Annotated in this window: 18 protein-coding genes, 1 tRNA gene and 3 pseudogenes; 13 read left to right on the top strand and 9 right to left on the bottom strand. The window is 56.7% G+C overall.

The genetic code is table 11. From position 1 onward, the window contains the following. Positions 1–15: 15 nt before the first annotated feature. Entirely contained in the window at positions 16–801 is a 786-nt protein-coding gene (locus JCM15831_RS06880) for an SDR family oxidoreductase (protein ID WP_025823697.1), read from the top strand. A 37-nt stretch (positions 802–838) separates the two neighbouring features. Here the strand turns inward: JCM15831_RS06880 and JCM15831_RS06875 are convergent, their stop codons facing one another. After that, on the bottom strand, positions 839–1,345 hold the full coding sequence (locus JCM15831_RS06875; protein ID WP_232228037.1) for a GNAT family N-acetyltransferase: 507 nt from the start codon (positions 1,343–1,345) through the stop codon (positions 839–841). 267 nt (positions 1,346–1,612) lie between these two features. Between JCM15831_RS06875 and JCM15831_RS23935 the strand changes: the two are divergent. Beyond that, positions 1,613–2,793 (top strand): annotated as a pseudogene (locus tag JCM15831_RS23935) (phosphatidylinositol-specific phospholipase C1-like protein). A gap of 181 nt (positions 2,794–2,974) precedes the next feature. After that, positions 2,975–3,051: transfer RNA gene (locus JCM15831_RS06865), tRNA-Asp, on the top strand. Positions 3,052–3,163: 112 nt separating this feature from the next. Here JCM15831_RS06865 and JCM15831_RS06860 read toward each other — a convergent pair. The 4 genes from JCM15831_RS06860 to JCM15831_RS17250 form a co-directional block, all read right to left on the bottom strand. After that, positions 3,164–3,928, bottom strand: coding sequence for an ABC transporter ATP-binding protein (locus JCM15831_RS06860; RefSeq protein WP_025823693.1), 765 nt, complete (start codon positions 3,926–3,928; stop codon positions 3,164–3,166). Positions 3,929–3,930: 2 nt separating this feature from the next. Continuing rightward, a complete protein-coding gene (locus JCM15831_RS06855; protein ID WP_025823691.1) occupies positions 3,931–4,782 on the bottom strand; it encodes an ABC transporter permease in 852 nt (283 codons plus the stop codon). A gap of 368 nt (positions 4,783–5,150) precedes the next feature. Then, on the bottom strand, positions 5,151–5,366 hold the full coding sequence (locus JCM15831_RS23930) for a hypothetical protein (RefSeq protein WP_373277618.1): 216 nt from the start codon (positions 5,364–5,366) through the stop codon (positions 5,151–5,153). Positions 5,367–5,419: 53 nt separating this feature from the next. Further along, positions 5,420–6,154, bottom strand: coding sequence for an MBL fold metallo-hydrolase (locus JCM15831_RS17250; RefSeq protein ID WP_156938773.1), 735 nt, complete (start codon positions 6,152–6,154; stop codon positions 5,420–5,422). A 181-nt stretch (positions 6,155–6,335) separates the two neighbouring features. Between JCM15831_RS17250 and JCM15831_RS06840 the strand changes: the two genes are divergently transcribed. From JCM15831_RS06840 to JCM15831_RS17240, 6 genes and pseudogenes are all read left to right on the top strand, one after another. Beyond that, positions 6,336–7,322 carry a retroviral-like aspartic protease family protein gene (locus tag JCM15831_RS06840; RefSeq protein ID WP_025823689.1) on the top strand — a complete coding sequence of 329 codons (987 nt, stop codon included), beginning with the start codon at positions 6,336–6,338 and terminating at the stop codon, positions 7,320–7,322. A gap of 87 nt (positions 7,323–7,409) precedes the next feature. Next, positions 7,410–8,051: a 7-carboxy-7-deazaguanine synthase gene (gene queE / locus JCM15831_RS06835; RefSeq protein WP_025823687.1), complete on the top strand. Its 642-nt coding sequence runs from the start codon at positions 7,410–7,412 to the stop codon at positions 8,049–8,051. Then, on the top strand, positions 8,051–8,752 hold the full coding sequence (gene queC / locus JCM15831_RS06830; RefSeq protein ID WP_035774005.1) for a 7-cyano-7-deazaguanine synthase QueC: 702 nt from the start codon (positions 8,051–8,053) through the stop codon (positions 8,750–8,752). The genes queE and queC overlap by 1 nt, the downstream gene beginning before the upstream one ends. Then, positions 8,739–9,298, top strand: a pseudogene (locus tag JCM15831_RS17245) (6-pyruvoyl trahydropterin synthase family protein). Before queC ends, JCM15831_RS17245 begins: the two are co-directional and overlap by 14 nt. 426 nt (positions 9,299–9,724) lie before the next feature. Next, positions 9,725–9,877: a hypothetical protein gene (locus JCM15831_RS21415; protein ID WP_156938772.1), complete on the top strand. Its 153-nt coding sequence runs from the start codon at positions 9,725–9,727 to the stop codon at positions 9,875–9,877. 29 nt (positions 9,878–9,906) lie between these two features. Beyond that, positions 9,907–10,344, top strand: a complete 438-nt coding sequence (locus JCM15831_RS17240; protein WP_051528362.1) for a hypothetical protein — start codon at positions 9,907–9,909, stop codon at positions 10,342–10,344. A gap of 30 nt (positions 10,345–10,374) precedes the next feature. Here JCM15831_RS17240 and JCM15831_RS06815 read toward each other — a convergent pair whose 3' ends face one another. The 3 genes from JCM15831_RS06815 to JCM15831_RS06805 form a co-directional block, all read right to left on the bottom strand. After that, complete coding sequence (locus JCM15831_RS06815; RefSeq protein WP_025823683.1) at positions 10,375–11,358, bottom strand: Hint domain-containing protein; 984 nt, start codon at positions 11,356–11,358, stop codon at positions 10,375–10,377. Next, positions 11,355–11,858, bottom strand: coding sequence for a hypothetical protein (locus JCM15831_RS22535; protein ID WP_269530373.1), 504 nt, complete (start codon positions 11,856–11,858; stop codon positions 11,355–11,357). The genes JCM15831_RS06815 and JCM15831_RS22535 overlap by 4 nt, the downstream gene beginning before the upstream one ends. A 193-nt stretch (positions 11,859–12,051) precedes the next feature. Continuing rightward, positions 12,052–12,597 (bottom strand): hypothetical protein, encoded by a 546-nt coding sequence (locus tag JCM15831_RS06805; RefSeq protein WP_156938771.1) that lies wholly within the window; start codon positions 12,595–12,597, stop codon positions 12,052–12,054. A 366-nt stretch (positions 12,598–12,963) separates the two neighbouring features. Here JCM15831_RS06805 and JCM15831_RS23315 point away from each other — a divergent pair, with 366 nt between their 5' ends. The 3 genes from JCM15831_RS23315 to JCM15831_RS20950 all read left to right on the top strand — a co-directional run bounded on the left by JCM15831_RS23315 (position 12,964) and on the right by JCM15831_RS20950 (position 14,452). Then, positions 12,964–13,098 carry a hypothetical protein gene (locus JCM15831_RS23315; RefSeq protein ID WP_269530369.1) on the top strand — a complete coding sequence of 45 codons (135 nt, stop codon included), beginning with the start codon at positions 12,964–12,966 and terminating at the stop codon, positions 13,096–13,098. 440 nt (positions 13,099–13,538) lie between these two features. Further along, positions 13,539–13,790 carry an SDR family NAD(P)-dependent oxidoreductase gene (locus tag JCM15831_RS23925; protein ID WP_025823679.1) on the top strand — a complete coding sequence of 84 codons (252 nt, stop codon included), beginning with the start codon at positions 13,539–13,541 and terminating at the stop codon, positions 13,788–13,790. Continuing rightward, positions 13,736–14,452 (top strand): SDR family NAD(P)-dependent oxidoreductase, encoded by a 717-nt coding sequence (locus JCM15831_RS20950; protein ID WP_373277617.1) that lies wholly within the window; start codon positions 13,736–13,738, stop codon positions 14,450–14,452. Before JCM15831_RS23925 ends, JCM15831_RS20950 begins: the two co-directional genes overlap by 55 nt. On the opposite strand, the gene JCM15831_RS17230 is transcribed toward JCM15831_RS20950, so the two are convergent. Continuing rightward, complete coding sequence (locus tag JCM15831_RS17230) at positions 14,335–15,864, bottom strand: outer membrane beta-barrel protein (protein ID WP_025823678.1); 1,530 nt, start codon at positions 15,862–15,864, stop codon at positions 14,335–14,337. The two genes, JCM15831_RS20950 and JCM15831_RS17230, sit on opposite strands and share 118 nt — an antisense overlap. A 199-nt stretch (positions 15,865–16,063) precedes the next feature. On the opposite strand from JCM15831_RS17230, the pseudogene JCM15831_RS23920 reads away from it, so the two are divergent. Further along, a pseudogene (locus tag JCM15831_RS23920) lies at positions 16,064–16,779 on the top strand (MgtC/SapB family protein). Positions 16,780–16,785 lie beyond the last annotated feature (6 nt).

Below are 16,785 nucleotides of genomic sequence, written 5' to 3'. Positions count from 1 at the left end.
CATGAGGCGACGCCCATGACAGTGGATATTTTTCATGGACTCTTCGAACTCTCTGGTGACATCGCCTTCGTAACGGGAGCAGGCAGTGGTATCGGACAGCAAATTGCCATCGGTCTTGCAGAGGCTGGCGCCTCGGTCGCCTGCTTCGATTTGCCCGGTTCGCGCAGCGGACTCGAGGAAACGGCTGACAGAATTCGCAGTCTCAAGCGCTCTGTCCTCGTCTGCACAGGCGACGCAACCGATGAAACGAGCCTCACCGACGCCATTGCCGACACCCAAAAGGAGCTCGGCCCGCTTTCCGTTGCCGTGAATGCGGCAGGCATCGCCAATGCCGCACCGGCAGAAGAGATGAGCCGTGAGCAATGGCAACGCGTGCTCGACGTCAACACGACAGGAGTATTTCTCTCGTCGCAGGCCGAAGGGCGCGCAATGCTCGCCAATGGACGTGGTTCGATCGTCAACATCGCCTCCATGTCGGGGGTGATCGTCAATCGCGGACTGATGCAGGCGCATTACAACGCCTCCAAGGCCGCAGTGATCCATCTCAGCAAAAGCCTCGCCATGGAATGGGCCGCGCGTGGTGTACGCGTCAACACGATCAGCCCCGGCTACACCGCCACCCCCATGAACACCCGCCCGGAATGGGCTGAGCGCGTCATCGTGTTTGAAAACGACACCCCCATGAACCGCATTGCCACACCACGTGAGATGGTGGGACCGGCCATCTTCCTCTCATCACGGGCAGCGTCCTTCTGCACGGGCGTCGACCTGCTGGTCGATGGTGGCTTCTGCTGCTGGTGACGCGGCAACGAAGCCGACCTGTCCCCCATAAGAAAGGCTAAAACCCCTCAGCCGTCCCCTCTCCAAGATCAAGATGGAAAAACTGGTTGAAGGGGCTTGTCTGATAGGCACCGAAGGCTGGCCCGGTCGCGAACCCGTTCTTCCGATACAGCGCAATCGCTGCCGAGAAGGAGGGACCGACACCGGTCTCAAGACATAATCGCTTGAGCGGGCGCTCCTGCGCTGTCTCGATGATTGTGGCCAGAATGGCCGCTGCGGCACCCCGCTTGAGGTAATCGGGATGGGTCCGCATGGACTTCACTTCACCCAGATCCGCACCCAAGTCTTTCAGAGCGCCAATGGCTGCAACACGCCCCTCGATCCGTGCCGACCAGAGCGTAACCTCGGGTACAGTGAGCGCTGACAGATCGAGCGCAAATCTGAACGCAGCCGGAGAATGCTCAGTCATCCCCTCCAGATGCAGCGCGAGAAGCGAACGGCTCTCCACGCTCGAGAGATCGTCAATCTGCACATCCATGTCGCCTCGGCCTCCCAGAGCTTGCAAGCCACATACTCCCTCAGCACTGCCTTCCTAACAAAGGCGCCATCCCCTTTGGCCAATCCTGTTGACCGCTACGAAGAATACTAACTGCTAAAGCACTCTGCTTAAAACGGTCGATGCACCTCTCCGACAGCTATGCCGAGTGACAAGCCGAAGTGAATTATTTGTGGCGGTTTTTTATAGTGCCCGTGAAGATTTCATGACGCGCTATTCAGTTCGAAATCGACATGGCCTTATCACAGTTCCATTTCCCGCTTTCAGGATCTGTCGATGCGCCTTCGCTCTGCCTTGCCCCTGACTCTTCTGGCCTCACTCCTTGGGTCGGCCCATGCCGAAACGATGGATAAGACAATCCATCTCAACCAGATACAGGTGATCGGTACGCATAACAGCTACCGTCGCGACATCTCACCAGCGACACTGAAATGGCTGACGCAGCTCTCCCCGCAAGCCGCCATTGCACTCGATTATCGTCATGGCACGCTGACGGCTCAGCTCGATCATGGAGTGCGTCAGCTTGAAATCGATATCTATGCCGACACTCAAGGCGGCCGTTATGCCCATCCGAAGGGCCCAGAATGGGAGCGCAAGGCTGGCATCACTCCCGATCAGGACCCGACAGCACCCGAGACCATGCAAGGCACCGATTTCAAGGTAATGCATGTTGTCGATATCGATCAGCGTTCAAGCTGTCAGCCACTTCGCACCTGTCTGGCAGAAATCAAGCTTGGTCGGACGCGCATCCGCACCATGTGCCCGTCTTCATCGATCTTGAAACCAAGCAGGATATCCCCTTTGGAGGCGGCAAACTCGACTTCACCCAACCCGAAATCTTCACCCCCGCCACCTATGACAAACTCGATGCCGAGCTCGTGTCGGTTTTCGGAGCAGACGGTATAGTCACACCGGATCAGGTGCGTGGCTCTGCCGAGACGCTCGATCAGGGTGTTCACGAGCATGGCTGGCCGAGCCTCGCCGAGACGAGAGGCAAGGTCGTTTTTCTGTTCGACCGCCCTCATGACACAGCACGGTATGTGCAAGGCCATCCGGCCCTGAGACATCGCATCGTCTTTACCAATGGAAAGCCCGGCGATCCGGACTGCGCCTTTACTGAAGTCAATGAGGGCTTTGTCGGGACCAAGGGCAATGGCAGCGAGAGTGTCGATAACAAGGCGGCCGCCCAGACCATCCCCGCTCTTGTGAAACAAGGCTATCTCGTGCGGACACGCGCAGATGCCAACACAATCGAAGCAAGGCAGAACGATCTCACGCGACGCGCTGTCGCTTTCGGTTCAGGCGCGCATCTGATCAGCACCGACTACCCTGGCTTCGAACCCGCCCCCTGGCATGGCTATTCGGTCACGTTCGGTCCCGGGCTGGTCGCGCGGTGCAATCCGGTCAATGCCCCGCATTCATGCCAGAATCGACTGATCGAACCGCAGACCCCCTGAGGCCGCCCTTTCTTCTTGCCGTCCCTCCACTCCTGAGTTGAGCGCGAGGACGGCAAGAAAAATGAAAAAAATGCGCTTCCGGCTGTTGCCAAACGAAAGTGAGGCTGGTAGTTCCCCCTTCACCGAAGACGAGGACGTTACGGCCTCCTCCGAAACGGTTGCTGAAGCTGAAAAGCTTCATGCGGGTGTAGCTCAGTTGGTTAGAGCGCCGGCCTGTCACGCCGGAGGTCGCGGGTTCGAGCCCCGTCACTCGCGCCACTTTTCCAAAATAAAAAATATCTATCTTCTCCACATAGGGAAGATTGTGATCTACGCGCTACGTTTACGCTCAGTGACGCCGCCTGATGCTTGGATCTGAGCGTCGTTGCGCTCAGCCTTGAAGATACGCATCAAGCACAACGTCGGTAGGCCCATCCATACGGATCTGCCCCTTATCGAGCCAGATCAGGCGCGTGCACCATTGTCGGATGATCTCCGGCTGATGCGAGGACATGACCAGAACATCCGATTTCTGCACGAGCGCTTCAATCCGCTTTCGTGCTTTGGCCAGAAATGTGATGTCTCCCGCCAGAATCCATTCATCCATAAAAAGCACGTCTGGCGTGATGGCAGTAGCAAGCCCAAAAGCCAGACGCACCAGCATGCCACTGCTATATGTCTTGACTGGCAAGGCCAGAAAGTCACCCAACTCCGCAAAGTCGGAAACATTCTGCAGGATGGCACGCGTTTCAGCCTGACCCACTCCGTGAAAAAGGCACCGAAGCCGCACGTTCTCTGCGCCAGTCAACTCCATGTTCATACCAAGCTGGGTGTCGAGAAGGGTCCCGATCTCCCCCCGCACGCAGACACGGCCCGAGACTGGCTCGTAGATACCGGCCAATGCACGCAGAAGAGTCGTTTTGCCTGCGCCATTGCCCCCTACAAGACCAAGACGCTCACCACTGCGCAGCGAAAAGCTGATCTCCTTCAGAACATCGACTGTCACACGTTGACGGGCGTCCTCCACGAGAACACTACCCACGCGCTGTCCGGTCCGACTGGCGACAGCGTGAGCCATGGAACGCTTGAGAGTCCGATTTTCGGCATGATAGACCGGAAATTGCAGGCACAGACGGTCAACGGAAACTCTGGTCATACTCAAACCCAGTAAGCAATGCGGGCACGAAAGCGGGCGAAGACAAGTGTCGCAATAACGACAAGAACAGCGCTATGGGCGAGCGCCGCTTCCCAGATAAGCCTCGGCAGGCTTTCCCCTAAAAGAGGCGCACGGATAATGGCGATCAGGGGATATAAGGGGTCGAGAAGCAGCCACCCGCTCAAAGCGCCAACCAGCTCAGGCCGCCAGATGATCGGTGTGATGAAAAAGAAAACCTGAAGCAGCGATCCCACAATGGGAGGAATATCGCGAAAACGGGCACCCACCACCCCAAGGCAAAGCAATATCGCCAGACTGTCGAGGCTCCAGAGCGCCAGCGCCGGAACAATCAGCCAGATCTTATGCGGAACGATATGGAAGATGAGGAAGACACCGAGCACGACAACCGCATTATGCGCAAGCACCAAAAAGTTGCGGATGATCGCCTGAGTGGCAAACATGCTGAACGGCATGCGCGCCGCCGTGATCAGCTTCGATTGCAGGGAGAAGACAGAAGCAGCCTCGGTAATCAATGTCGAAATATAGCCCCACAGAACGAGAGACAGGGCGAGGAAGGGAAGATAATCCTTCAGCACGATCCCGAAGAGCTCGGCATAGAGAACACCAAGGGCAGCCACCATGACAGCCGTCGTTATCGTCATCCAGAAAGGGCCGAGAATCGACCCTCGGTAGCGCATCTTGATATCGAGCCACCCCAGAGTCACAGCAAGTGGCAACAGATTGATGCCCTCGCGCAGATCGACAAAAGCGGCCCTGAAGCGCGCCGCCCCCGTCAAAGACGAAAGGTCGAGCACCTTTTCTCGAATGCCTGTCCCTGACTGCGTTGTCTTCATGCTTCTCGCTCTTCACTGGGCCTGAACAGATGCTCTAGCCGTTCGGAGGCGCCCCTCCTAGGGTCGCTTCGCGCGGCGCTCTCCGCGATACCATCAAAATCAGCGTTGTCATCATCGAATGTTGGATCCATACCCGCCACTCACCTATGGTAGGGACCTTCAATTCGGGGTGCCGCAGCATGCTTAAGGCCTGGCGAGAACGATGAACGCGGCCGATTACTTCATGATCTGTTTCGTTTTCGCTGCCTACGCGATAGGCCCTCTTCTGGCTGCACTGCTCGTCCGACGCATCTATAAATCAAGCCTGTTCGATCATTCAGACAAATGAGCCCAGCATTGATCGAGATGTCCACCAAAGAAGCCTGCTGTCAGGGAAACGCGATTTGCGCGCCCTGACGGGCTATTATGAAACGAAACCCTTCCTCATTACCGGCGCCAAGCTGCGCCTCGATACGATGCTCGACCGCCTCACCTTGGGTAAGAACCGGCTTGATATGCGAAACCAGAACCGGAAACCCTTTCATGGAGAGGCCGGCTTGGGTTTTGAGCGCCCTGAGTTCCCGGAGGAGCCAGAGAGGTGTCATGTGACCGAAGAGCTGCGCGTCGGCTCTGCTATTGTCGTACGAGCACTCGATTATCATCCACGTAGCTGATGAGCCCGCACCAAAGGGGCCATTAGCCGCCACAAGGTCTCCAGCCGATTGCTATGTTCAACCGCATCAGGACCGGTATCGCCGAGATAGAGAAGTGCATCTGCCCCCGACCTCAGCAGAAAAGCGGTCGATTCCACTCCTCCATGACTGAGCGGATACGAGGTGACCGTCAGTGTTGTTTCGGCCAAAGGTACGGACTGACCCTCAAGTAGATCATGGTAATGAAACAGGCCAAGGGCCGGCTTCGGGCCCCGATCGGCCAGATTAGGCCAGACGCGATGGTTGAAGAGATCATCCTGCATAACTGACAGGACAGAAGGCAGAGCATAGATGGGTTTGCCCGGGTCATTGGGAGAGACGGCAATCAATCCGGCGACGTGATCCAGATGGGCATGGCTGATCAGATAACCCTGAATGACATGATGCACCAGACCGCCTGCGCGAGATGTTTTTGGGTCATCCGGAAGGGTAAGTCTGTCAAACGCATGCGCCGCGTCAGCTTTTTCCATCCCGTTCAGAACCGTGCCGGCATCGAGCAGCACACCGACATTGGCCCCCTGCTCACGCAGAAGATAGGCACTCAGGTTACCATCCTCGAGCCCCCCATGGGCGCCGAGAACCGTCACCTCGAAGCCCTTGGCCTGCACCTTCGCCCCTGAAAACAGAATGAGCGCGACCGCGCCCCAGCCGAGTATGGCTTTCCCAATCCTGACACGCATCGATCTTCCTCTCTCACCCCGGCGATAGGGCTACCCCTCACGAGGTATCGGGATCACATGATGCTTGCAAGAATAGACCATGTCGACAAATCGCGTGACGCAGTACTCAAAACTGTCACATGATCCATTTTGGTCTGAATGATAGCGTCAGCACGAACCGCAAAAGATCATGAGTTTATGAATGAAAACATCTGCCACTGCCTTCAAAAAGAGATCTTTTGCACTACTTCCCCTTATTCTGGCCGCATCTTCGGTCGCAGGATGCGATGCACCAGTAAAAGACGGTAGCTGCACCATTGGTACCATAGGGAAGCTCCCTCTCTTCACAACACATAACGTTCCTGTGGTCAGAGCAACCATCAACAAGCAGCCCGTGCTGTTCGTAGTCGACACAGGCGCTTTCAACAGCGTGCTGAGCGAGCGCCTCGCGAAACGTTTTGATCTGACCTATGCCGCAGCCACGATCCGGACTACAGGCGTCAAAGGCACCGAAATGGCCAATATCGCTCAGGTCGATGATATTGGCCTTGGAGGCGCGACAAACACCAACCACGCTTTCGCACTAACCTCGATGGAGTTCGAAGCCAGCAAGCCCCCTCTTCCCCCACTGGTTGGCATTCTGGGAGCCGAAATCCTGCTTGCCTCGGACCTCGTGATCGATCTGCCAAATCACAACATGCAGTTGCTCGACATGCAACGCTGTCCCTATCCAGCCCCACTCTGGAAAGGCATCGCTCATAAAGTGCCGATCGAGCGCAATCTCGATGACATGAAGATCCATCTGCAGTTTAAACTCAACGGAAGCGCGCCCCTGAAAGCCATTTTCGATACTGGCTCGTCGCGGATCACACTTCCTCTGCGTTATGCCCACAGGCTCGGCATCACTGACGAAATGCTGAAACACGATCACTCAACAACCGATCTCAGCGCTATTGGTGACGATAAGGTCACCGCATATCATCATCGTTTTGAAACCATGACCTTGGGGGATTTCACGATCCGCGATGCTGATGTGACGATCATCGACACCGATACCCTAGAATACGCCCTGTTCGGTGCGGATTTTCTGAGTCAGCATCGTGTCTGGATTACGACAAAAGACACGATGTACGTGCAACACATCTCTGAAATACAGCCTGATGAGCGCCCTCTTTCCGCCAATCCCTGACCCGGAAAAAGCGCGAGAGAACACCTTGAACGCAATCCCGGTGTTTTTTCACTTGCATCAGGCGCGCAGCTCGCCGACATGCGGTGCATGCCATACGCCGTAAAGGAACTCTTCGCGACACTTCAGGGAGAAGGCGCCCATGCCGGACGCGCCTCCGTGTTCTGTCGCTTCGCCGGATGCAATCTCTGGTCAGGCCGTGAAGAAGACCGTCACAAGGCAGCCTGCCAGTTTTGCGACACAGACTTCATCGGCACAGATGGTGAAGGCGGCGGTCGCTTCGCAACGGCCGACGCCCTCGCCGACGCCCTTGTCGCCTCGTGGAACAGCGTCTCTGCCGATCCCGCCCGACGCTATGTTGTCTTCACGGGTGGAGAACCGCTGCTGCAGATCGACACGGCCCTTGTCGCCGCTGTGCACAAGGCCGGTTTCGAGATCGCCATTGAAAGCAACGGCACGATCGAAGTCCCGGAAGGCATCGACTGGATCTGTATCAGCCCGAAACCAGCCAGCACACTGGTACAGCGCTCCGGACAGGAGCTGAAACTGGTTTTCCCTCAGGAAAGCCTTCATCCGGAAATGTTCGAGAACTGGGATTTCGATCATTTCTGGCTGCAACCGATGGACGGTCCCGAGCGTGTTGAGAACACGCAAAAAGCGGTGGCCTATTGCCTTGAGCATCCACGCTGGCGTCTCTCGCTGCAAACCCACAAGCTGATCGGTATTCCCTGATGCTTTCCGACACTACAGCGATCGTTCTTTTCTCGGGCGGACAGGACTCCGCCACCTGTCTCGCTTGGGCACTCGACCGTTTCGCCCGGGTTGAGACACTCGGCTTTGCCTATGGCCAGCGGCATCTGATCGAGCTGGAATGCCGGGACACACTGCGTGAATCCCTGATCGAGGCGAAGCCCGAATGGCGTGACAGGCTGGGAGAGGACCATACCCTCGATCTGTCTGTGCTGGGTCAGATCTCGGACACGGCACTGACACGCGAAGCAGCCATCGAGATGAATGAAAACGGTCTGCCTTCAACCTTCGTGCCGGGCCGCAACCTGCTCTTTTTGAGTTTTGCCGCGACGCTTGCCGTGCGACGCAACGCACGCCACATCGTCACCGGCGTCTGCGAGACCGATTATTCAGGCTATCCCGATTGTCGCGACGACACGATCAAGGCGCTCCAGGTTGCCCTCAACCTCGGTATGGAAACGCGCTTTGTCCTGCACACGCCCCTGATGTGGCTCGACAAGGCTGACACATGGCGCCTCGCCGAAACACTTGGCGGCCAAGACCTCGTTTCCACGATCAACCATGATAGCCATAGCTGCTATCTGGGCGACAGAACCCATCGTCATGACTGGGGCTATGGGTGCGGTACCTGCCCGGCCTGTGATCTGCGAGCCAAGGGATGGTCAAGCTATGTCAGCGCTTGAACTCAGCTTTACCCGCCGTTTCAGCATGGGCCACCGGCTGATCACCGGTAGTTCGGAGCGCTGCGCCATTCCACACGGGCATAATGAGTTCGTCACGGTAACGCTGGAAGCCAAACAACCGGCTCGCCTTGATGGCGCGCGCAACATGGTCGTCCCTTTTGCCGAGGCAAAAGCACGATGGCATGCGTTTATCGATACACGGCTGGATCATGCCTTCCAGATTTCCTCGACAGATCCACTGCTCGACTGGTTTCTGCAAAACGAACCCCAGCGTGCAGACAGACTTGTCGTTACTCCCGGTGATCCAACAACCGAATTGATGGCGGCACTTCTCTACGCCAAATTGCAGGCAATTCTGCTCGCGGAAGGCGATCTGCTCCGGTGTACGAGCCTGACGCTGGAAGAGACTCCGACCAACACTGTGAAAATAACCGGCGGTCCTGAAGCCTACCTCCCTCAACAGAGGGAGACGCTGCCTTATTCTGGTGGCACAGGGCAGATTCTTCGATCTCGGATCTACGCCCGACCTCCGCATCCATCGCTTGAAGAGAGAAAACGCCCTCTCAAGAGAGCGCTCAAGGTGTCCGAGACCATTCCTGTCCCAGAAGCTGGACGTGGACACGAAACGCACCGTGATCGTCGGTCTTTACATCACGCGAGACAGGAGGCTCTGATTGGACCTCCTGGTCGAGGGGAGGAACATCTTTGTGGGGGGATGTCGGTTTCTGGCTCATAACCCTCTCCTTTTTTACAGGACATCAAGGGAAGATGGCGTCAATCTGGCATCGTCATGAAAGAATGAGGCGCCTCGAGGCGGACGCGTTCCCTGCTGACCTAAACGTCATTCGCTATGGAAAGTTGGGATAAATACGATCTCGTTACAGTTTTTCTGTCTTATTTTTAGCGACCCCAAGCAACGATGACACGTTTCCAAGTTGCGTCCGTTATAAACCTAGGGATCTCAACAACTTCATGCGCCTGCGTGTTATCGATCTCGAAACTTCGGGAAATCATCCCGGCTCTTCCGAAGTCATCGAATTCGGTTCTGTCGATCTTATCTCGAGTAAGGAAGGCTGGCAGATCGAGCGCCTCACACTCAACTTTTTCTGCCCAATGCCCCGCTGACGCCCGAAACACAGGCCGTTCATCATCTGATGGAAAAGGATTTCGCGTCTGATCTCCCTCGGGCAACACCAGAGACACTGGCAGCTCTCGTGCACCGGGCCCCAACGCCAGACATGCTGGCCGCGCATCATATTGCCTTCGAGCGCTATTTTCTAACGGACTCCATAACTCAGGAACTTCCCTGGCTCTGCACGCTGCGTATCGGGCAAAAACTCTGGCCGGAGGCACCTCGCCACACAAACCAGATCCTGCGGTACTGGCTCAAACTCGATCTCGATCGAGCTTTGGCGTCTCCGGCCCACCGTGCCGGGCCGGATGCCTATGTGACGGCGCATATTCTTCAGCGTCAGCTGGCTTTGGCCCCACCTGAGGAGCTCTTCAGACTCACTCAGGCAAAGCATGTGCGGCGAGGCAGTGCCCTACGCTCGGGCAAACAGTTAAACCGCCAGGAACAGCTTTTTCCGTAACCTCAGGAACAGAGCCGTCTGTAAATCAACTTAGCCAGTGACCACCGGCTCGTACAACGCCCTCGCCTTGACATGAATGCCCAGAACGCCCGGTGCGCCCACCTTGCGACTGCCGAGCACGAGACGCGCATTGCCGTTTGTCCACCTCATCGGTTCGCTCTCGAGACCGTACCATCCCTCCAGAACTTCGTCCTTGAGATGGGCATCCAGACGGCTCGTGTGATCCGTATCCCACAAGAGAATATCGCCGATCAGCACACCAAGGTCGCGACGATCGTCGACAAAAGGTCCTTCAGTATCGGATGGACGCGCCGAGTTGGAACGGATCCACACCTCCTCAATTTCGGTCGGGACATGGAAGACGACCATGTCATCCATTTGACGGGTCGGTCTGATAACCCGGCCATCGGCGGAGGTCAGATGCATGTCGGAATCCTGCCTCCTCTGCGGTTTCGGGGCACTCTCAGCTAGCGTCTCTCCCACTCTCGCCAGATCGTAGAAGAGCGGCTCGACAAACTCCCTCGTGACATTCAACGGGGCTGCGAGAGCTTGCGGCTCGGATGCCGCGACCACAGCGGCTGAGTCTGCATCAGGCACCAACCCTGACAGATTTCCGTCGTCCAGGAAGGTCTCGGTCGCCATGTTGTTCGACCAGATAATCGCATGATCTCCGGTTCTGAAATGATAGACCTTGTACTGCGACCGCGTCCGATCATAGGCGATGCTATCGCCATTGACCAACATGCGGGCAGGCACGAGAGCGCCGCGCAAAAAGACGTTATGCTCTGCCGTGATATAGAGGTCACGATCCGGAACAGATGGCTCGATCGCGCCAGCACGGAACCGGACAGGATGACCTGCCTCATCGTCGGGGCGCGATGCATCGACAAGAACATCGCCAGACCCAACCCAGGTGACCAGCCTGATGGTCAGTCCCTGATCCGAGGAAACGAGGACAGCGTCACCCACACGCAGTGATTCAACCGGTCGCTCGCCCTCCAAGGTTCGAATCATTGTCCCTGCAAGAAAACAATTGTCGTAAACGAGGTCGGTGCTGCCATCGCTATCCGCTTCGACATGGAAGTCCGCCGCCTTGTACGACCCCGCAAGGGGAGTCGACCAGCTGGACCCATCAGGATAGCGACCCGGAGAACACCCCTGTTGACCGTGATCTTGCTGCCCGGCTGATACGCAAGACCCTTGATTTCGACCCGACCGCGCCAGCCAACACTGACATTGCTCAGCACGGCTCCAGGAGAAACGACCACCAACCCTGCCGGATCAGTGCTATTAGACGCACCGCCGATTGTGAGATTGGAAACCGTTGCCCCGGAATCCACAAGCATCGATCCTCCCGCCGAAACCAGCGCCCTTGACACTGTGCCCCCGGACTCGACGCTTTGCTCTCCCCCAGACTGGATTGTTGCGCCGCTGACGACCCCGCCGGACTGAACCTTCTCAGACCCACCCGAGGCAATAGTCGCGCCACTGACCGTTCCGTCCGAACTGACGATCGAGACAGCTCTCGCAAGGACGAGCGGTTGATAATCACGCCACCGGGCCCTGCGACCGCCGTCCCCCCCTCTCCCACGCGGACTGATGAGACCCTGCCGCCACTCATCGCCACGACAGTGCCGCCTGATGAGACGACGGTCTCCGAAGCCAGACCTCCTTTCACCAGCTGGACGCCTCCGCTGAAGATATCCTTCAACGCGGTGCCGCCCCCGGAAACGATCTGCGTCCCACCGAAGAGGCTGCCGCTATCGGTCCCGCCGCTGGCGAGCTGCTCGGTCGATCCCACGTCAAACGTTCCACCCGAGACCACACCAGAGCCTGCAAAGGTTTGACCTTTGATCGTGAAACCACCTCCGACAATCGCGTGTCCTCCGGCCATGACATGAGGAGCGATCGCCTGAGCCGGTGTTCCTTTGTAACCAGAAAGATTACCGACAGCGAGACCTGCTCCCGATGCAATCGTCGAGCTGATGACAGTGCCTGATTTAGCGCCGCAATGGACCCGCTCTCATAGGCCGTGCCACCGTAAACGGTTCCATTGGCCGCCGCAGCAGCGACACCACCCGAGAGGACGGTGGCACCGGAAATGACTCCGCCAGAAGCAAGATTGACCGAAGGGCGATTGGTACCCCCGTTCAAACCATAAACGAGATCGCCAGAAGTGACTTTGCCCTTGCCGACATAATTAGTCGCGCCACCAGTCACAGTAGCACCGCTTCTCTTCTGGTTATTTGCCAATTCTATATCCATTACGGAAAAGTTTGTTTTTTACTTTTCTCGATGTTTTTTATTTTTAAAAAGAGACATCGATAAATATCACGACGGTGTGATACACGAAAAGTTTACTCTCAACAATCTTTAAACGCACGGGAATAAAAGAGTTCATTGTTTTTTTTATGAACTAAGTCGCGCAATGAACCGACTCTGGATCGCAGCAGCGACCAACGCCCCTAATACAAAAATTAGTTTCTAAAGTATTACTGGGATGCCCTTATTATCCCCGTCTCTAGGAACGGAGTTAGATCCCCGGTCTAGACCCTCGGCACGAGCAGCGAGCTGGGCGAGGATTCGCCGCCTGATTAAACCACTCACCGGACGGATTGCATGCCAGTAGGACGCCATGCGGCGGCGATCTGGCCCATGCGGGCACGAAACCATGGTGCGCCTCACCAGTCTGGTCAGTTCGTGCGTCACGGGTACAGTCTCAAAAGTCAGCAACAGGCGACACGCTGCGCCTGACTCTTCCCAAAACCGGGTCGCATCTCGGCAATCAGGTGCAAGGCCATAGTCCCAACGCCAAAACGCGCCGACCAGACCATAGCGGACCACGCTGTCCCCTACGCGTCCCAGAGGCGTGAAACTCTCCATACTGAAACGATGCGCAGTCTGTCCCCGTATCAGACGTCCCGGCAAGTCACGCAGGGCCAAACAAAGACGAACCACTACGTCATCGTCGCTTCTGAATGCTTCGACAGCATCAAGGCACGCTTTAGGACCAGCCTTAACGAGCCGGGCGTGACGTTCCTGAAAGTCGATTGGCAAAAAAACGGGCTTCACGTCCATCACGCTCTTCCCGGCTGACGCGTCAGCCTACACTAATCTCGACCCGAGGAAGGCACAGACCGGCTTGCGCACCTCCCTGATAAGCGTAAAAATTTCCCAAAAACCGGAACGAAAATATGAGCCGCCTCAAGAACAAACGCGCCATCATCACCGGAGCCGCACGCGGCATAGGACTGGGCCTTGCCAAGCATTTTGTCCAAGAAGGCTGCGAAGTCGTTTTGACCGACATCGATGTCGAAGCAGGGTCGCGCGAAGCAGAGGCCTATCCTCCCGGTTCGTTCGACTCGATGTACGCACCGAAGACGATTGGGAGATGCTGGAAAAGCTATGCCCGACGCCGGACATTCTCATCAATAATGCGGGGATAACCGGTTTTGAGAACGGGACAGCGCCTCACGATCCGGAACATGTCTCCCTACGGGACTGGCATGACGTGCATCGCACAAATCTCGACGGCACATTTCTTGGCTGTCGTTACGCGCTACGCTGCATGGGCAAGCGTGGAACGGGGTCGATCATCAATATCTCCTCGCGCTCAGGCCTCGTCGGAATTCCCGGTGCAGCGGCCTATGCTTCATCGAAAGCCGCGATACGCAATCATACCAAGACAGTCGCGCTCTACGCTGCCCAGAAAGGATGGACCATACGCTGTAACTCGGTACATCCGGCAGCAATCCTCACTCCCTTATGGGACGCCATGCTGGGTGACGGGCCTGATCGAGACAGGCGCATGGAAGCGCTCGTCGCCGATACACCGCTCAAGCGCTTTGGCACGATAGAGGAAGTCGCCGCACTCTGCGTCATGCTGGCCTCAGACGAAGCGCGCTATGTAACGGGCTCTGAGCTCTCGATTGAGGGTGGGCTGCTGGCCGGATCGGCCGCTCAGCCTGATCCTGACAAGTCACAAGCCTGTCAGAAGCTCCAGATCACATCGCATGAGAACCAGAACATGGTCGAATCCCCGTTGCGAACAACAGGATCGGGCAAGGACGCCTCGCGATTGAAAGGATGGGTTCCGTTCAGGCTCTGATCCACACGCAACTCAGGCCGAATGCTGAACTGGCCCAAAGGCAGATGACGATTGACGAAGCCCGGCATGTAACGAACACCGACTGTCAGGTCTCCATAGGTCGTCGGAGGCGCCGCGTAAAACGGATATGGCAGGTTCCGCATCTGCTTACTATAGGCTGTCGTTCCCGGATAAGACGTGATCATCACACCGGTATTGTCTCTGAACACCTCGGCGCGTGCGTTGAACTGAAGCTCCGGATTGATATCCCAGGCGAGATAGGCCGTCGCACCGTAAAGATCGTCATTGGGCACTTCATCATGCAGATAGATGCCATCGAACATGAACGCCAAGGTCTTGCTGGCGTGATATGTCAGCAGCAGATCTGCATTATACTGCATGCGATGCACAGCAGCCGAGCCGATACCCGCACTCGCCCAGCCTTCGGGGGAAATCCTCGGATCCCCATCATGGCCCTGAGGACCGACGCGCCCGATCACGTGCCCTTCCAACCGCCCATCCATGAGGTGAGCAAACGCCACGCCAAGATAGCCTGAGGGCCGTTTGTTATTGCGCGCTCTCCCGAAGGTTGTGGAATTTCCGGCATCGATTCCTGTGATGACGTCCAGATCGGAATTCACATGCGCGGTCGCGATAATCCCCACCGTTTGAAACGGCACAATGAAATCTGATGAATAATCGAAGCTGTAAAACGGGCGTGTCAGCGCACCAGTCCCTTCGGACCCCATGAGCCCGTAAGACTGACCGATCTGGAAATCGATTCCCTTTTTGAAAATCCAGGGCGTGTGCAGATCGATATGTGCCTGCGTCGGCGCCCATTGATACATTCCGCTCAGGGCGCGATCGCCCATCCCAAGCGTTCCGTCAAAACGCGAGTCAGATCCGTACATCGCTTCAGCAACAAACCCAAGGCCATACCCTCCTCCGATATCAGCCACATCACGAGAGACCGAACCCAGAATTTGATTGAGCGTCACGGTATTCGCTCGATCGAGATAGAACTGGCCGAAATTGCGTGCCGATTTGGTCCAGGGATTGGCCGCAATCCCCGCTTCGACCGTCATATGGGTTTTCAGGCCGCTCCAGAATGTATTGGGCGTCTCTTTTGGAACTTCCGGTTGGGGCGGCTCCGGACGGCGAACACCACGCGCCTGCGGCCCCATGCCGCGCCGCGGCAGATGCACCCGTTTGCTCGTCTGCTGAGAGGTCTGCTGAGGGGTGTCGGTGCTCTCTCCCGTTGTTTGAGGAGTGACTGCGCCCGCACTGCTGAACGGAGCAAAAAACGTCGCAGAGGCAAGTATAATGCAGCAAGGAGTGATAAGGGGGAGGCTTGCGCCACCTTCACGCCCATTGAACATGAACGGGAAAATCGTGGGCCAAGCCCAGAAAAAGCCCGAGCGGGTCTTCGTCATTTTAAGTCCCAAACATCAGCTGGAGTGATCTCCTGTCTTCTTGGCGGCCATGTGACCTATAAACCACCTCACTTTCACGTGATTTTTTATTGCAAACACTCTTCCCTCAGGTCGATTTCATCTGTCGCCCCCATGGCTAAGTTCCGAAAACCCGTCTAACGAAATTCAGTCCGCTCACTTGCTGAAATCAGGAGCTCCCGTGCGGTTCATTGACACTTTCGACCTCAGCTCGTTCGGGGATTCCAGTATCAGCCTGTTGAGTGCCTTCATTTTTGGCACGCTGATCGGAGCTGAAAGACAATATCGGCAGCGTACGGCCGGCGTACGTACAAATGCCCTGGTCGCGCTTGGAGGCGCGGCTTTCGTCGATCTCGCACAGAGACTCGCGGGCGACGTCGAGTCACTGCGCGTCATCGCCTATGTTGTCTCGGGGATTGGCTTCATCGGGCTGGCGCCATCATCAAGGAAGGGGCAACAGTCCGCGGTATGAACACGGCGGCGACGCTGTGGTGTTCTGCTGCCGTCGGCGCCTGTGTCGGAAGTGACATGCTGGCCGAAGGCATTTTACTGACCTTTTTCATCATTGCCGGGAACACTCTGCTCAGGCCCATCGTGCGGGCTATTGACCGCATTCCGCTTCAGCAGAAATCGATGGAAGCCGGTTACGCCCTGCGCGTCCTGACCTGCCGTCAATCGGTTCAGGAAATGACCCAGCTGCTCAAGGCAAGGCTGGAGGACGCCGATTACACGATCGGCAGGCTTTCCCTGAGTGAGGAAGAGGAGGAGCAGGCCGCCATCTGCGTCAGCCTCATGGTTTCCTCCAATGGATCGGAACCTCTGGAGACATTAATCTCGACCTTGATGCAGGATAGTCGCGTTTCCGAGGCGTCGTTATCGCTCAACGCCGATAGTTAAACGCCC

It is taken from the genome of Asaia astilbis JCM 15831 (assembly GCF_000613845.1).
Lineage (GTDB): Bacteria > Pseudomonadota > Alphaproteobacteria > Acetobacterales > Acetobacteraceae > Asaia > Asaia astilbis.
This window is presented reverse-complemented; position numbering and strand designations above follow the sequence as displayed.

What these genes read in the sequence shown, in the direction of transcription:
- JCM15831_RS06880 (WP_025823697.1), top strand. Translation starts at nt 16, where the DNA reads ATGACAGTGGATATTTTTCATGGACTCTTCGAACTCTCTGGTGACATC.
- JCM15831_RS06860 (WP_025823693.1), bottom strand. Translation starts at nt 3,928, where the DNA reads ATGACCAGAGTTTCCGTTGACCGTCTGTGCCTGCAATTTCCGGTCTAT.
- JCM15831_RS06855 (WP_025823691.1), bottom strand. Translation starts at nt 4,782, where the DNA reads ATGAAGACAACGCAGTCAGGGACAGGCATTCGAGAAAAGGTGCTCGAC.
- JCM15831_RS23930 (WP_373277618.1), bottom strand. Translation starts at nt 5,366, where the DNA reads ATGACACCTCTCTGGCTCCTCCGGGAACTCAGGGCGCTCAAAACCCAA.
- JCM15831_RS17250 (WP_156938773.1), bottom strand. Translation starts at nt 6,154, where the DNA reads ATGCGTGTCAGGATTGGGAAAGCCATACTCGGCTGGGGCGCGGTCGCG.
- JCM15831_RS06840 (WP_025823689.1), top strand. Translation starts at nt 6,336, where the DNA reads ATGAAAACATCTGCCACTGCCTTCAAAAAGAGATCTTTTGCACTACTT.
- queE (WP_025823687.1), top strand. Translation starts at nt 7,410, where the DNA reads ATGCCATACGCCGTAAAGGAACTCTTCGCGACACTTCAGGGAGAAGGC.
- queC (WP_035774005.1), top strand. Translation starts at nt 8,051, where the DNA reads ATGCTTTCCGACACTACAGCGATCGTTCTTTTCTCGGGCGGACAGGAC.
- JCM15831_RS21415 (WP_156938772.1), top strand. Translation starts at nt 9,725, where the DNA reads ATGCGCCTGCGTGTTATCGATCTCGAAACTTCGGGAAATCATCCCGGC.
- JCM15831_RS17240 (WP_051528362.1), top strand. Translation starts at nt 9,907, where the DNA reads ATGGAAAAGGATTTCGCGTCTGATCTCCCTCGGGCAACACCAGAGACA.
- JCM15831_RS06815 (WP_025823683.1), bottom strand. Translation starts at nt 11,358, where the DNA reads ATGATTCGAACCTTGGAGGGCGAGCGACCGGTTGAATCACTGCGTGTG.
- JCM15831_RS23315 (WP_269530369.1), top strand. Translation starts at nt 12,964, where the DNA reads ATGCCAGTAGGACGCCATGCGGCGGCGATCTGGCCCATGCGGGCACGA.
- JCM15831_RS23925 (WP_025823679.1), top strand. Translation starts at nt 13,539, where the DNA reads ATGAGCCGCCTCAAGAACAAACGCGCCATCATCACCGGAGCCGCACGC.
- JCM15831_RS20950 (WP_373277617.1), top strand. Translation starts at nt 13,736, where the DNA reads ATGCTGGAAAAGCTATGCCCGACGCCGGACATTCTCATCAATAATGCG.
- JCM15831_RS17230 (WP_025823678.1), bottom strand. Translation starts at nt 15,864, where the DNA reads ATGACGAAGACCCGCTCGGGCTTTTTCTGGGCTTGGCCCACGATTTTC.